This is a genomic window from Enterococcus raffinosus, assembly GCF_001886185.1.
Classification (GTDB): Bacteria; Bacillota; Bacilli; order Lactobacillales; family Enterococcaceae; genus Enterococcus_A; species Enterococcus_A raffinosus.
On record NZ_JXLA01000020.1, the window covers coordinates 23,365 to 38,517 of the forward strand.

At 38.8% G+C, this 15,153-nt stretch carries 7 protein-coding genes; all 7 read left to right on the plus strand.

The features are described from left to right. Positions 1–2 precede the first annotated feature (2 nt). The 7 genes from RV13_RS11925 (at position 3) to RV13_RS11950 (ending at position 14,829) form a co-directional block, all read left to right on the plus strand. Positions 3–1,436: a 6-phospho-beta-glucosidase gene (locus RV13_RS11925; protein ID WP_010745423.1), complete on the plus strand. Its 1,434-nt coding sequence runs from the start codon at positions 3–5 to the stop codon at positions 1,434–1,436. A 648-nt stretch (positions 1,437–2,084) separates the two neighbouring features. After that, entirely contained in the window at positions 2,085–5,351 is a 3,267-nt protein-coding gene (locus tag RV13_RS11930) for a vWA domain-containing protein (RefSeq protein ID WP_010745424.1), read from the plus strand. A 423-nt stretch (positions 5,352–5,774) separates the two neighbouring features. Next, on the plus strand, positions 5,775–9,041 hold the full coding sequence (locus tag RV13_RS11935) for a vWA domain-containing protein (RefSeq protein WP_010745425.1): 3,267 nt from the start codon (positions 5,775–5,777) through the stop codon (positions 9,039–9,041). A 147-nt stretch (positions 9,042–9,188) separates the two neighbouring features. Next, positions 9,189–9,419: a prealbumin-like fold domain-containing protein gene (locus RV13_RS20805; RefSeq protein ID WP_028020486.1), complete on the plus strand. Its 231-nt coding sequence runs from the start codon at positions 9,189–9,191 to the stop codon at positions 9,417–9,419. 1,084 nt (positions 9,420–10,503) lie between these two features. Further along, positions 10,504–11,997 carry an AcpB/EbpR/MafR family transcriptional regulator gene (locus tag RV13_RS11940; RefSeq protein WP_060789297.1) on the plus strand — a complete coding sequence of 498 codons (1,494 nt, stop codon included), beginning with the start codon at positions 10,504–10,506 and terminating at the stop codon, positions 11,995–11,997. A gap of 412 nt (positions 11,998–12,409) precedes the next feature. Further along, complete coding sequence (locus RV13_RS11945; protein WP_010745427.1) at positions 12,410–13,132, plus strand: pilin N-terminal domain-containing protein; 723 nt, start codon at positions 12,410–12,412, stop codon at positions 13,130–13,132. Positions 13,133–13,143: 11 nt separating this feature from the next. After that, complete coding sequence (locus RV13_RS11950) at positions 13,144–14,829, plus strand: SpaH/EbpB family LPXTG-anchored major pilin (protein ID WP_010745428.1); 1,686 nt, start codon at positions 13,144–13,146, stop codon at positions 14,827–14,829. Positions 14,830–15,153 lie beyond the last annotated feature (324 nt).

Genomic DNA, 15,153 nt, shown 5'->3' on the forward strand with positions numbered 1-15,153 from the left:
TTATGGGATTTAGAAAAGACTTCTTATGGGGCGGCGCAACTGCTGCTAATCAATGTGAAGGCGGATATAACGAAGGCGGACGCGGCCTGGCAAATGTAGATTTAGCGCCAGTTGGCGAAGATCGCTTTGCGGTGATCGCAGGGAAAAAGAAAATGTTCGATTTTGATGATGAACATTTTTATCCAGCAAAAGAAGCCATCGACATGTACCATCATTGGAAAGAAGATATCGCGCTATTTGCAGAAATGGGCTTTAAAACCTATCGTCTATCCTTAGCATGGAGCCGGATCTTCCCTAAAGGTGACGAAAAAGAACCAAACGAAGAAGGCTTGAAATTCTACGAAGACATATTCAAAGAATGTAAAAAATTCGGGATCGAACCTTTAGTAACGATTACCCACTTTGACTGCCCGATGCACTTGGTTGAAAAATATGGCGCATGGCGCAGCCGTGAATTAGTCGGCTTCTACGAGAACTTATGTACCGTCATCTTCAACCGTTACAAAGGTTTAGTAAAATATTGGTTGACCTTCAACGAAATCAATATGATCTTGCACGCACCATTCATGGGCGCCGGTCTTTACTTTGAAAAAGGCGAAAACGAAGAACAAGTCAAATATCAAGCGGCACATCATGAATTGGTCGCATCTGCTATCGCCACCAAGATCGCACATGAAGTCGACCCAGAAAACCAAGTCGGCTGTATGCTAGCGGCAGGCTCTTATTATCCATACACACCAAAACCAGATGATGTCTGGGCAGGCCGTCAAGAAGAACGCCAAAACTATTTCTTCATCGATGTACAATCTCGTGGCGAATATCCAGCCTATGCCTTGAAGGAAATGGCACGTAAAGGGATTGATGTGAAAATGGAAGAAGGCGACGCAGAGCTGTTGAAGACTCATACCGTGGACTTCATCTCCTTCTCTTATTACTCTTCTCGTGTAGCGACGACAGATCCAGAATTATTGGAGCAAACGGCTGGAAATATCTTTGCTTCTGTGAAGAACCCGTATTTGGAATCCAGCGAATGGGGCTGGCAAATTGACCCATTAGGATTGCGTATTACAATGAATGATCTCTATGATCGCTACCAAAAACCATTGTTCATCGTTGAGAACGGACTAGGCGCGGTAGATACACCAGATGAAAACGGCTATGTAGAAGATGATTACCGCATCGACTACCTTGCGCAGCATATCCAAGCCATGAGAGACGCAGTGGATGAAGACGGCGTGGATCTATTAGGCTACACGACTTGGGGCTGTATCGATCTAGTATCTGCCGGAACAGGTGAAATGAAGAAACGTTACGGTTTCATTTATGTAGACCGTGACAATGAAGGCAATGGGACCTTGAAGCGCAGCAAGAAGAAATCATTTGATTGGTACAAAAAAGTTATCGAAACAAATGGTGAAGATTTAAGCAACGAATAAAAAATTATCGAAGTCTGCATTCGTGCAGGCTTCTTTTTTTTGCTGAAATTAGCTATAGAAATCTGAGCTGAAAAAAACAACAATAATTATCTTAGAATTGCAGAATGAAATGAAACAGCAATTATTTTCTATTTGGTAATTATTTTGTATTTATTGAAAGATTAATAGCTAAATAAGCGGATTTGAATAGAATAACTATATAAAAAATCGAATGGTTTATTCAAAATTTTGAAAATGAATACCAAAAATTTTAAAACTGTTTAAATGAAATGAACTCAATAACACTTTGAATGAAAGAAAACAAGAGGAAATCGCCGTTTTTTCGATTTTCGATAACTATAATAATTAAATGATTACAAAAAAATGAGTAATTATTTTCTGGTAGTATGTAAGTGCAAGAATAAGAGAGTATGGAGAATACTGTAAATTAATAATTGAAAATTAAGTGGAAAATCTCTAGATTGGCGAATACACATATTATTTTTGATAAAGAAAGTCTCATTGTAAATAGCAAAATTGGGTAGGAATCTTCTTATGTTTGAAGCGACTTTTAAAGGAGAAGGGTGATTCTTTAAAAAACAAACAATGATAATTCCATATTTTTGTTGTGATTGGTAGAGTACGAATGAAAAAAGGGGGATAAAAGAAATGAGGAAATCGAAATTTCTAGTATTGGTATTGCTGCTTTTTTCGATTGTCATAGAAATGGCGATGCCGCTTATTTCTGTTCAAGCGAAAACCAATGAAATAGAGCTTGTTGATGACGAATCTTTAAAGCTTTCATATACATACGAAGAGAAGAAAGAGACAACGAAGTGGCAATTAACGTTTGATCGTCAGAGTGAAAAGGGCTATCAACAACGCTTGAAATTCAAACTAACGGATGCTAAAGACAAGACGATCGATTATTCAACAGTGGATATGGATCATCTAATCGAAGAAGACGGCTGGCTGAAGGAAAAAAATTTTTCCGAGAGCATAAATGATCAGCTGTCTTGGGAATTATCTTCGTCAGTCAAAAAGCTGAATGTATACGTTCAGCTAGATCAGGAAAAGACGGCGACCGAGGATGGGAAAAAAGCCAGCAGCCTGCAGGAAAACATTTTGAAACGGGAAGAACCGTTCGTGCTGGAAACAAAAAGCACGACAGAAAGCCAAACCAAAACAACACAGTCGTCTGAAAAAACAGCGACCCAAGCAACCAAAACCACCTCAGAAGCTTTTATCGGTCCTCAAAAAGAAGGGGTAAACGCAGCACAAAGAGCAGCCACTGCGACGAACGGAATTTCTAGAATGTATGCCAATCACTATGATGCAAAAACGCCTACGTACTTAGATAATGGGGGCACTCATCCTGAAAATTCCTGGCAACCGACTGGTCAAACCAATGTTATTAACCATCAAGGTGGGCAGGAAGGACAAAACGGTTGGGATAATAATGCTGGCTGGGATGTCACTCAGGATAATCATACAAACTCCTATATTCATTATGGACAAGATTTAAATAATAGTAACGTCGCCTTGAGAAAACTGGCTCAGCAAACCGATAAGGAAGATGAGTTCAAGGTCAAACTGAATGTTCGAGGGAATACGACTTATAAACCAGGAGTGGATATTGTCTTTTTATTGGATAACTCTGGGTCAATGACGGATGGTCTTCCTGGGAAGCCAAATGGACGAAAAACCGATGCAATAGCAGCTATGACAAAAATTGTTGATGAATTGAAAAAGGTTTATGTACCTTCAGCGGAGAACATTCGAATCGGTGCTCATATCTTTTCGGACTATCAATATAGTGCTTGGGGCAACAAACCTGGTCAACAAAGAACATTCCCATTAACGAGTAATACAGCCGCTTGGAGTAACATGGTGACTGTATATTCAGGTGCAACTGCAACAGGAGCGACATTTACACAACGTGGACTAAAAGAAGCACAAGATATTTTTGATGATGCCGGAGACACAACTGGTCGTCAACAATTGCTATTTGTTTTAACTGATGGAGCACCAAACTATAGCTGGGATACTGATGATACTGGAACCCCCAATTTGGACATGTTCGTTGACTTACTGCATTTTAAAAATTTTAAAACCGGAACGAAAGGAAGTTACAAAGTTGGTACACCTTTAGGAACTAGTGGTTATAAGACAACGATCATTCCGGCTTATAACGGAGTAATCAATAGTCATATCACCACCACAAACTCAACGGCGATGGATATCAAAAATGCGGGGATTGAAATTCATACGATTGCTGTAGAATTAACTCTCAACGTCAATGAGCCAGAAAGTAAACGGGCAGAGCAACTGCGCGGATTATACAAAATGTCGACTAAGAAAGCCAATGCGACAAACGGTCCATTGAATGACGTAGCGTCAGATTTTCACTTCTATAATGTAGAAAACGCGGATGATTTAGTCGACACCTTTAAAGCTTGGTATGACACGGTTATTCGAACGGTTGATAGAGGAATTATCTCCGATCCATTGGGAGATATGGTCGAGCTTGTTGGTGATCCGACATGGCGACAAGTGGACTCCACAGGGAAGGCTATCGAAGCCGATGCTGAGCCGCAAATCTCGGTCTCTTCGGATCGGCGGAAAATCGAAGTCAATAATATTAATCTGACGGCGAATCAGGAAATAGAGGTCGAGTATACGGTTCGCCTGAAGACGTCCGATCCTACGTTTGCTTCTAGTACTTGGTACCCAGCGAATAAGACAACGACCTTGAAGCCTACACCAGAACGGACGGGAGACAGATTGGATTTTGGCGTTCCTTCTGTCCGATTAAAAACAGCTGATTTCGTTATTCCAGTCAAAAAGATCTGGTCTGATAAGCATCAAAATCAGGAGAACTATTGGGGGTTGAGACCAAACAAAGTAACTGCTACGCTTCAACGATTGGACGGGGCGACTTGGCAAGATGTGGAATCAATAGACTTGAAGTCAACTAATAACTGGGAAGGAAATTTTTCAGCGGTAGAAGGCGGCGAAGATAAAACCTATCGCGTGGTTGAAGGATCGCGAACCGCAGGCTATAAAGCTCCTGTCGTGAATCAGCAGAACTTCACCTCTGAGAATATTGCCAGCGGAGGCATCACGATCACCAATGAGCTTTTGCGTGGGAACCATCAGTTCTGGAAGTTCATGGAGGATGGCACAACCAAGTTTACAAGTGATCTGCCAAAGTTCAAGGTAACACGCCGCGATGGAAAAGTATTAGCAGAGAATCTAACGCCAGACGCCACAGGAAAAGTTGCGATCAATGATTTTCCGATCGGCACTTATACTGTGGAAGAAACCTATGTGCCGGAAGGCTTCCAAAAGATGGCTGACTTTGAGATAGTCGTTACGGAAAATAATCCACCCACGTCCCTTGTATTTAAAGTGAATGGTCGTACTGACGATTATCATGCGATCAATCGATTGAAAGACTTTTCGGTAAAAGTGGAAAAGATTGACCCTAATGGTAACGCGTTGACTGGAGCAGTGTTCAAATTAACAGGGCCAAATGGATATGAGGAAACAATCAGCACCGGATCGACCTTTACTTTTACTGGTTTACGTCCGGGTATCTATTCTCTGAAAGAAGTTGATAATCCAGAAGGGTATCAGCGAATTCAAGAACCTATTGCGTTTGTCATCAATCAGGATGGAAGCTTCGATGTGAGCAGTCATCCGAATGTTAGTGATTCAAGCGGTGGGACTGGCTCCAATAATACGATCACTCTGAAAGTAACGAACAAAAAGGTGAAGCCGGGTACCTTACCGAGAACCGGTAATTCTGGGATCAAGGGATTTTTCTTAATCGCTGGAATGCTGGCGGTCACAGGAGGCACAGTAGGTGGGTTCTGCTTTTATAAAGTGAGAAAAGAACTCGCAAGAACAAGAGAGAAAATGAATGAGGAATAAAGGAAACAATAATTAAGTCAAATGATTGAGAGAGACAGCAAGTCTGAAAGCGGAAACCCTGCTTTCAGGCTGTTTTTTTGTAAATACAAAGGATAGTGGCTAGTCAACCATTGAAGATGTATAGTAATAAACTCATTCTGTCAATTTATTATTTCAAAAATGAGTAATAAATAAATTGAAAATATTTAAAAAAAAGGAATAAATAACGGTTTTAACAAGAGGATCTTTTTGTTTAAACTGCTTTTACAAATTTTAATAACGAAATATCTGGAATTTTTTTAAATAAAAGAGAAAAATAATTTCTGATATGATGTATTTATTAATAAAAGATGAAAAAACGGTGAGTAAAAGTTAGTGTAAAGACACACGAAACTAAAGCGCTATATATTTTTTCATCAGTAAAGGGTTAAAGGGGGAGATAAGATGAGGAAGGTAAATTTATTGCTGCTGCTAGTAGTAGTCTTGTCGCTTGTAGTGAAAGCAGCATTAGAAGTCATGCCTGTTTATGCTGAGGAACATGCGATTGAATTAATTGATAAGAAAAATTTAGACCTCCATTATATATATGAAGAGAAGGCAGAGGTGAATGCTTGGCAGCTCATTTTTAATCGCCAAAGTGAACGAGAAGAAGAACATCAGCTATTAAAGTTCAAAATCACTGATGAAAAGGACCATGTGATCGATTATCCAGAGTTTGAAAATATGGTCGAGAAAGATGGCTGGCTTGTTGAAAAGGATTTTTCTGTGAAGAGAGAAGATAAGCTATCTTTGCATTTATCGAAATCAATCAAGCGGCTAAATCTTTATGTACAGATGGATCAAAAAAGAAAAACATCAGATTCCAATGAAGTGAAGGAAGAAATTCAAGAGAATATTTTAGAGCGAAAAACACCTTATGTTCTAAATAGCAGTAAAAAAGAAACAACTTTCTCGACTACAGATGCTTCAGGAAAAGAGGAAGAGAAAGTAACTGTAAGTTCAGAGAAATTTATAGGCCCAAAAAAGGACATACAAAAAAATTCGTTGATCCAGACACAAGCAGCTAGAAATGTAAGCAGTCGAATGTACAGTCCTTTATATACGAATAAAGAAACAAAGTATAAAAACGATGCGGGAACTTATCCAGAATTTTCCTGGAAACCAACAGGTCAATCAAATGTGATCAACCATCAAGGAGGAAATTCAGGCCAAACTGGCTGGGATGGGGTGAACAGTTGGGATGTAGCGAATGACGACCATACACAGTCTTATATAAAATACGGAGATGATTCCTCCAATCCAAATATTCAATTACGAAAGTATGCGCAGCAAACCGATGAGCCAGATGAATTTAAGATAAAACTAAATGTCCGAGGGAATACGATCTACAAACCAGGGGTAGACATTGTTTTCTTATTAGATAATACAGGCTCGATGGCATCAAATAATAAGAAAACAAATAGCTTGAGTGCGTTAGAGAAAATTATTACAGAGTTGAAGAAAGAGGCTGATCCTACATCAAATGCGATTCGTGTTGGAGCGCATGTGTTTGCTAGTTATGATCCGGTAATTGAAGAACCACAATATGGCTGGAAAAGAGAAAATACACATTTCCAATTATCTAATGACCCAACAGATTGGGAGAAAATAAAGCCAGCTTATAAAAAAATTCTTGCTGAAGGCGGGACCTTTACACAACGTGGGCTACAAGAAGCAGCGGATATTATGAATGATCCATCAACAGATATAGGTGAGGAACGCTACAAATTATTATTTATGTTAACAGATGGTGCTCCAAACGCAAGCTGGGAACCATTGACAGCAGAATACAATAGTGCGATGTATTATGATCCAGTTTTGATTACCAGTTTTAACTCAGGGACATCTCCGAACTATTTACCAGGAAAAAGTTTAGGTGCAATTGGGATTAATACGAAGTTTGAAAGCAATCGCTATCTAACTGTTAACGGACAAATGATTCGAAGCCACTTAACGACAACCAACTCAACTGCCCAAATGTTAAAGGATCAAGGAATCGAAATGCACAGTATCGCTGTACAGATTACCTCACCGGGAAGTCCTGATCACTCGGCAGCAGAATTGCGAAAAGGATTGTATCGACTTTCTACCAAGAAGGCAACTGCTACAGGAGATGAGCCAGAAGATTATTTTTATTATCATGCGACAGATCCTACTGAGTTGACCGAACGGTTCAAGGATTGGTATCAAACAATCATTCGAACGGTGGATAAAGGGATCGTGACAGATCCATTAGGAGATATGGTCGAGCTAGTCACCGATAATGGAAAGGGACCGAAAGTAACGCAAGTAAGTAACGGTGCCCCTTTGATTGAGGATGGGGACAAACCCAATATCTCAATAGAAAATAGCAATCGTCAAATTAAAGTGGATAATATCAACTTAACACGTAATCAAGAGATTGAATTGGAATATACGGTTCGTCTAAAAGTCGACGATCCAACATTTGTATCTAATCAATGGTATCCAACCAATAACGAAACCATTTTGCGTCCAACACCAGAACGAACCAATGACCGGTTAGAATTTGGGCGGCCGTCTGTGAAATTTCAAAAAGCAGATTTTACCATTCCTGTAGAAAAAATATGGTCAGATACTCATAAAGGGAATGCGAACTATTGGAAACTGCGGTCTGATAAAGTTACCGTCACGCTACAAAAACAAAATGGATCGAATTGGCAGGATGTTGAATCCATCGATCTTGAGGCAGATAAGAATTGGAAGGGAAATTTTTCACCGGTTGAAGGTGGAGAAGCCAATACGTATCGAGTCATTGAACCAAACCGAACTGCTGGATATAAGCAGCCTTCCGTAAATCAAGCAAGTTTCACTTCTGAAACCATGATTTCAGGAGGAATAAAAATCACGAATGAACTTCTACGAGGGAATCATCAATTCTGGAAGTTCATGGAGGACGAATCGACGAAGTTTACGGATGATTTGCCGAAGTTTAGCGTGAAGCGAAGTGATGGAAAAATAGTAGTGGAGAATCTCTCACCAAACGGCGATGGAAAAGTTGCGCTGAACGATTTGCCGATTGGGGATTATATCGTTGAGGAAACATATGTACCAGTAGGCTTCCAGAAAATGGATGATTTACAGCTTGAGGTTCGCGAGAATAATCCGCCAACGTCACTGAACATCAAAGTAAATGGTCGTACAGATGATTATCACGCAATCAATCAACTGAAAGATTTTTCAGTAAAAGTAGAGAAAATTGATCCAATTGGGGACCCGCTTACTGGAGCGGTGTTCAAATTAACAGGGCCAAATGGGTATGAGGAAACAATCAGTACTGGATCAACCTTCAACTTTACTAGCTTACGCCCAGGAAGCTATACCCTAGAAGAAATTGATAATCCTGAAGGGTATCAACGAATTCAAGACCCTATTGTATTTGTCATCAATCAGGATGGTAGTTTTACCGTGAACAATCATCCTAACGTCAGTGATTCAAGCGGGGGTACTGAAGCTAGTAATACAATCAGTTTAAAAGTCACGAACCAAAAGGTAAAACCAGGTTCCTTGCCGAGAACGGGTAGCTCTGGGGTTAAGAGGTTCTTTATAGTCGCAGCGATGGTAACAATTACTGGTGTCACAGGAGGCAGTTTCTACTTTTATAGGATAAAAAAAGAGCTTGCGGAAACGAAAGAAAGAATGAACGGAAAATAGCGAGTATGAAGTAGCGACCGTATTTAAAATTGTCAACTTAGTCCATGAAGCAGCATGAAGTCGTATCGTTTACGATTTTGTGCTGTTTTTTTACACTACGTTTAAAAGTTATGAGCGAGTGACGGAAGCGTCCATTACAGATGGCCGGTGGGATTTATCGGCCATACTACGAGCCAAAAGTCGGGTCTTGTTGCCATTCATGATCTGTCTGCTGATGGGAACTATTTCCAATTAGTAGAAACAAAGGCACCAGTCGGATATATAAAATCTCAGGGGCAATGGCGATTGACGTTTGATGGAAATGGCTCTTTTGATTTGGCTAATTCGGTGGGATTGCAGGAGAATCAGATAATCTGTTACCTCCAGTATTTGAGCTGATCAATGAAGGGCAGTTTAGGGATTATTGTCGTCTGAAAAATAAACGCGCTCAAAGTCAATTACCCGAACCAGTCGGGGTTGGACGTCTATCAAAATTTTTCGTAAAAGCGATGACTTTCTGGTCATCAGGGTCAGTTCTTATCGGATTATATTACCTTAATCGCAGAATAAGATGACAAAAGAATGCACTTTTTCTAATGAAGTAAATGTTTATTGGGTTTCCTGCAAGCGAAATAACAGAAGAAACGGAAGAATTTCAGAAGAGAGAGCTCCTTTAGATAACTGTTGATCTTAAAAAATGAGCAAAACGTTATAAAATCATTAATCCGTACAGAAAACAATAATTGTTATCTGTTCCAAGATAATCAGGTGAACTGAAGATAGAATACTGAAAATCCGGTCATGTATAGGATAAGAATGGTTGTTAAACATGGACTTAAAGTATGAAAATTGCTTTAAGTCCTTTTTATTTCTTATCTTTTTTTTACTAATAACTTAAAAAATAAGAATTCAAATATTTTATTTAATATTTTCAAATTGAGTAACAATAATTTTTACACATTTTAAAGAAAAAGATTTAAATAACGATTTCTAATCGATAAATTAGATAATAATAGGGAAATAATGAGTTTTTAATAACTGATAAAAAATAAGTAATGAAAAAGCAAAAGGAAATAAGTTTGGTTATTATGAATATATAAAAGAAAATAGTAAAGAATTTGGGTCGTTACATTAAAAGAATAAAAAACAATAGACAAAATTGACTGTTTAAATTTAATCATTTTATTAAAAATTAAGTATATATGTTTTTAAAATATGACTACTTGATTTTTAGGTGCATCAATGTAAGAGTCAAAAACTACTTTATAAGAGATTGTGAGAGAGATAGCAAGTAACAAGCGACATCTTCAATGAGTATGTTATGCGGATAAGGGGATCCGCATTTCATAAATATGGTGAGTAACTGTTGGCAGAAAAATATTGAGAGAGTTGCATCTATGTGAAGAATTGGACGATCTCTTCATATAGAAGAAAAAGTTATTTGCTACGTTTTAAAAAGGGGAAGGACAAAGGGGATGAGGAAATGGATTTCAGAGAGGTTTTAGGAGCAAGTAGTTTAAGACGCTTACGTTTTGTTGAACTACTCTATGCAAGCCAGGTCGGTCTACCGAGTGACCAGCTGCTTGAAGAGCTAGAGTGTTCATTGCCTATCCTGTTGAAGGACGTCAAGATGATCAACGATGAGCAGGACGACTTTCACATTGAAAAATTCAAGGGACTGTATCAAATTCAAGTAAAGCCACACGTTAGTATCAATCGATTGTATGCGGATGTTCTTCAGCAATCACCAGAGTTTCAGATTATTGAAGAGCTGCTCTATGAGAAATGCTCAAGTATTAGTGACTTAGCCGATAAATTATATCTCAGTGCCTCAAATACGCAGCGTTATTTGAAGAAAATCGAATCGGCCTTTAAGAAGGCTGGGATCAAGCTGGATTATCGCCCTTTACGGATCGAAGGAAAGGAAAGCGTGATTCGTCATTTCTACTATCGTTACTTCTTAGAAAAGTCTGATCGGCTGGATTCTTTGTTTGCGGATCTAAAGGATTACCAGATCAAAGCAATTACCGATTTGGTGGATCAATTCATTCAAGTTAATCACTTAGAAAACCGCCATATCTTTAGGAAACGTCTAAGCTATAACATCTATATCAGTTTGTGGCGTATCAAAAATGGTCGTGCGTATCCAAAGGAAGAACTAGTCAGTCCGTTAAGCTTGCCGGATCAAGAGACACTAGATGCTTTTGAACGAATGGCATTAGAAGTTTTCCGTGTTCGTCTAACGGAGGAGGAGATCAAGGATTGTCTATGGCTTTCGTATGCGGACATGCTGATTTTCAGTGAAGATCAATGGAAATCAGCCATGAAGCAAAGTAGAAGTTACCGAGACCTTTATCAGAAGCACTATGAATTAGTCGAAGAATTCAATCGTCTATTGGGCCACTCGTTAGAAGAACTTGAGATGAGTGAGCTGACCATTGTTTTAGTGAACGACCAAAGGATGTACTCGCCTAAGGGACGCTACATTGATATCTTGTATCGACAACGGGGAATCTTTTTAGAAAAGATGATGGAGACCCACTATCAAGCGGTGAAAAAGGTATTGAAGATCGCGGAAACCTTCGTAAAACGAAACCGAATCTATCAAGAAAATGATTTTGCCTGGAACTATACCTATTTGCTTATAACGATGGTGCCTCAAAGCTTGAATCTATTGGCTAACGCGAATCATCCTCTGAAGATATTGCTGCTGTCTGAGCTTTCTCCAACAGAAGAAACCTTCTTGGCAGAGCAAATTGAAGAACGGGTCTACGGAAACTTTAAGATTCATTTTGTGGAGGAGCGTTCTCGAGATACACGGATCACTACCCATGAGTTGAAAAAGTATGATGCGTTAATCACTTCTAGCAGTGTAGAGGAAGTGCCTTACGATTACCCAACAGTGATCATTGATCCATTTTTGACCAGTCAAAATATCGTTCAATTACAGCAGTTAATCAGCGACCTTTCTGATTAACGACGAATAATTAAAGAATTCATTTCGGAAAAGGAGTTTCTATCCAAATGAATTCTTTTATTTAAAACAAATGAGTACTACAATTTGCAAAATAATTTAAAAAAAATGAATGGAATAACCATATTAACTGATAGAAACGTGAAAATAAGGCATAAAAAAGACGAATATAATAACTAAAAAACACCCAAAAACGAAAAAGCGCAAAAAAATAATATCGGGTACTATGGTGATGGATGAAGAAATAAGAAGAGAAAGTCGGAGGGGGGAGTAGCTGAAATGTGAATGTATTGGGAAATGCACACATATCAATGCTGATAGGTTATTTTGCTACTACATGTTCTATTTTGAAGGATGAAAATTCTTCATTACTTATCAGCAATTTACTCATTCCGTGACAGAAGGGGGGCTGGGAATGGGAAAAAGAATTTCCTTCATATTTTGTCTGCTTCTAGGAATTTGTTGTTTCGGTATGATGGGTTTTGCAGCAGATGGGCAAGAGGAGCAAGTGGAGTTATGGATCCACACATGGGGAGAAGATGGTAAAAAGGTAGAGGGAACCGACAAACTATTTTTTGATGTGTATGACTTGACTGCTTGGAGATATGAACACGGAGGGGATGAAAAGGAAGACAAAGAACACTTGTTGAACACGTATGCAACAAAAGAAGAGATGGAAAATTTTGTAAAAGAGGAACAATTAGAAAAATGGAATCAATCCGAGCTGGGTGTTGACGGCAGCGGAAATGTTTCATTCGATGTTCCACGATTTAGTAATGGAAAGGACGCGGCGTATCTGATTTTGGCAAGCGGGGAAACAGGAAATTATCATATGCTGCCGATCGTTTTATATTTACCGCAAAAGCATCCAGAGATAGACGAAGAAGCGAAACGTCTGCTGATCTATGGTAAATACCAAGATATCAGTACACCGCCACCCACCACCACGACATCAACGACTGAATCGAAGGAGGATACTCCCAGCGATAGTCCGAGGTCTTCCCCATTAAGCGGTTCAGACCGAACGGGGAAAAACTATCCTTCGACCAATGATTTGGTTCGGAATTTCACGGTATTGGGGTTATTACTAGTAGTTATTGGGCTTTTAGGTTTCAAAAAAATACAAAAGAAGAAATAGGGGGAAAAATAATGAAAGCAAGAGGGAAACTTGTTAGTTTATTAATGGCACTTGTTTGCTTACTGCCTTTAGGCGCGGGCTTACTTGGCTTCGGCGACAGTGCTTCAGCTGCTACGCCTCAAGATGTCAAAGTAACCTTACACAAGAAAAAAATGGATGATTTTCCAGTTGGAAAAGAAAACACAGGTGAAATTGATTCAGACTTTGATAAGTATGAAGGCTTAAAAGGCGTAGAATTTACACCATGGGATGTAACCGATACATTTTATGAAATGTTAAAGGCTGCAGGTGTAACTGGATCTGAAGATGAGGCAACTTATAAAGCAAAAGTTAAAGAAGTTATGGAGGGAGCCAAAAAAGAAGATTTTGATGGTCAAAATACAGAAGGTCAAGATAAGAAAAAACCAGTAAATGGAGTTGGACCAAAAACTACTGGAGACGATGGTACTGTTGACTTTACCTTACCTGATCGCAATACAGATGGGGTTTACAGAGTATATTGGTTTGAAGAAACAGAAAATCCAGACAATACACAATTTAGCCAACTAGTGCTTTTGGCTTTGCCAGTTATGAAACCAGGTACTAGTACTCCAAATCAGGACATCCACTTATATCCAAAAAACAAATTAGAGAATAAGCCTGTCAAAGAACTTTTGGATTCAGAGGAAAAACCAGAAGATCCAGCTTTAAAAGATCGTGTTTCGTATGACGTCGGTAAAGAAATCAAATACAAAGTAACTTATCAAATTCCTTTGCATATTGGAGACGTTATTACAAATGCTGATGGAACAAAACAAACTCGCTACAGTAAATTAGTTTTTAAAGATGAAGTGAGCCACTATGGCGTACGTTTCGATAGATTTGATTCCATTAAGGTTATCGGTGGATCCCCCGAAGATGTTAAAGGGGAAATTGATGCGGTAGCTAGTCCCGTTGCTGTAACTGAGAAGTTCAATCATGGAACTGATTATGCAGCAACAGGTAAATATGCTGGTTTCCAGATTGCATTTAAATTAGATGACGGAATGAACTCGTCTCAATCTCAAATAACTGCTGATTGGTTGAAAAAATATGCAGGTAAAAAAATAGAAATTGTTTATGTCGTAAAACTCACAAAGGATACTCCAGTTGACGAAGACATTAACAATGAATTCTTTGTAGGATTAGAACAATCAGGGAAAGATGACTATGAGGAACTAAAACCTGACGAAACGCCTCCTCCAATCACTACTGGTGGTAAGAAATTCTTGAAACACGACAATGCAGACGTTACCCAAACATTAAAAGGTGCGGAGTTCGTTATTACGAGAACATCTGGCGCCAATACTTATTATCTAAAAGGTGATTCTAATAACTACACTTGGGAAGAAGTAGTAGATGATGAATATGAGGGTGCATACAAAATCACATCCGGAGACGATGGAATTTTTGAAATCAAAGGACTTGCGTATGGCACTTATACACTAGTGGAAACTAAAGCACCTGATGGCTATAAGACGGGCGTTCCAATTAACTTTGAGGTAAATAAAGATTCTTATTCTGTAACAGAGGATTTACGTACAAAAGTACCTAACGTTTCAAGAGGCGGCTTCTTACCATCTACCGGGGGTATTGGTATCGTGATCTTCTTAGTAATTGGTGGATCATTGATGGCCTTCGCAGTTAATCGCTACCGTAAGCAACAACGCACAGCATAATCTGACGAACGATTCAAAAGTTCAAAAGTAGAAGAAAGATGAGGTAGATACTTTTTCCTCATCTTTTTTGTGCTTTTAAAGAGAAGTGATTACTATAGTAAGAAAAGAATAGCTCGCTGTTTAAATACATCAACTGATGATGGAAGAAACCATCTTATTCATAGTTGACTTTTTCTTGAACAAATAAGGAACTATTGTTGGATGAATCAATGGTTAAAAGTGAAATTACTCATTTTATTCCCATAATTCTCATATAGACCCCAGAAAAATCTATTTCTGGGGTCTTTTTTGTGTTCTTTTGATGATTAATTCAAAAGACGAATT

What these genes read in the sequence shown, in the direction of transcription:
- RV13_RS11925 (WP_010745423.1), top strand. Translation starts at nt 3, where the DNA reads ATGGGATTTAGAAAAGACTTCTTATGGGGCGGCGCAACTGCTGCTAAT.
- RV13_RS11930 (WP_010745424.1), top strand. Translation starts at nt 2,085, where the DNA reads ATGAGGAAATCGAAATTTCTAGTATTGGTATTGCTGCTTTTTTCGATT.
- RV13_RS11935 (WP_010745425.1), top strand. Translation starts at nt 5,775, where the DNA reads ATGAGGAAGGTAAATTTATTGCTGCTGCTAGTAGTAGTCTTGTCGCTT.
- RV13_RS11940 (WP_060789297.1), top strand. Translation starts at nt 10,504, where the DNA reads ATGGATTTCAGAGAGGTTTTAGGAGCAAGTAGTTTAAGACGCTTACGT.
- RV13_RS11945 (WP_010745427.1), top strand. Translation starts at nt 12,410, where the DNA reads ATGGGAAAAAGAATTTCCTTCATATTTTGTCTGCTTCTAGGAATTTGT.
- RV13_RS11950 (WP_010745428.1), top strand. Translation starts at nt 13,144, where the DNA reads ATGAAAGCAAGAGGGAAACTTGTTAGTTTATTAATGGCACTTGTTTGC.